Origin of the sequence: Roseomonas rosulenta, from assembly GCF_016106005.1 — a bacterium.
Classification (GTDB): domain Bacteria; phylum Pseudomonadota; class Alphaproteobacteria; order Acetobacterales; family Acetobacteraceae; genus Neoroseomonas; species Neoroseomonas rosulenta.
On the sequence record NZ_JACADR010000591.1, the window covers coordinates 1 to 912 of the forward strand.

At 77.6% G+C, this 912-nt stretch carries 2 protein-coding genes; one reads left to right on the forward strand and one right to left on the reverse strand.

The window, feature by feature from the left end; all coding sequences use genetic code 11:
• The coding region (locus HW578_RS27070; RefSeq protein WP_198373787.1) for a hypothetical protein at nucleotides 1-229 on the forward strand (229 nt) is incomplete at its 5' end.
• 73 nt (nucleotides 230-302) lie between these two features.
• Here the strand turns inward: HW578_RS27070 and HW578_RS27075 are convergent.
• Nucleotides 303-912: hypothetical protein (locus HW578_RS27075; protein WP_198373788.1), on the reverse strand; the 610-nt coding region annotated here is incomplete at its 5' end.

Consider the following 912-nt stretch of genomic DNA (forward strand, 5'->3'; position numbering starts at 1 on the left):
GGCGGGGGCCGAGGCGCTGTGGTGCGACCCCGTGCTGGGGGACCCGCCGCCCGACCTCGCGGAGATCCCGCGCGTGGCCCATCCCGCCGCCGCGTTGGCGGAGGCCGTGGTGCTCGGCACGCCGCACCGCGCCTTCGACCTGGCCGCGCTCGCGCGCGCAGCGCCCCTGGTCTTCGACCCCTTCGGACTGCTGCCGGCCGAGGGCGGCGCCGGCGTCCGCGTCGTCTGATGCCGACCGCAGCCTGGCGCGAGCCCACGGCCCGTCGTCCCGCGCGTAGCCCGTCGAGGGCGGACGCTACGCCTCAGCGCCCGGCCGCGAGGCGCTGCGGCAGCACCACCTGGTCTCCGACGGCGTAGAGCGTGCAGCCGCCTGGCAGCCTTTCGCGCTGCGCCATGCTGCGGCACGCCGCCAGCGCGCGCTGCGCGGCCTCCTCCGGGTTGCGCGCGCCGGTCGCCACCGTCACGCGGCCCTGCGGGTGCAGCGCCATGGCCTTGGCACCCGGCTGCGCGGCATAGCCCATCACCTCGGCCATCTCGGCGCGGCGGCGCGCGGCGATGCCCGGCACCAGCGCCGGGTCATAGGCGCCGCCGTGCTGGATGCGCGGCATGTCGCGCCGCCGCTCCGCCAGCTCCGGCGGCACGATGGCGTCGTTCACCGCGACCAGGATGCAGGGCGTGCCGAAGGTGAGCTGGCAGCGTTCCAGCATGACGATCTCGGCATCCTCGGCCGAGGAGAAGCCCTGCACGCGGAAGCTGGTCTGGCGCTCCGGGTTGACCGCCAGCGCGCGGTTCGGCCCCGGCGCGGCGAGATACCCCTCGGCCGTGCTCCTGGCATGGGCGGGCGAGACGTTCGGCACGCGCCGCGCGAGCTCGGCCGCCGTCAGGCGCACCGCCGCCGCGGCGCGCTGCGCG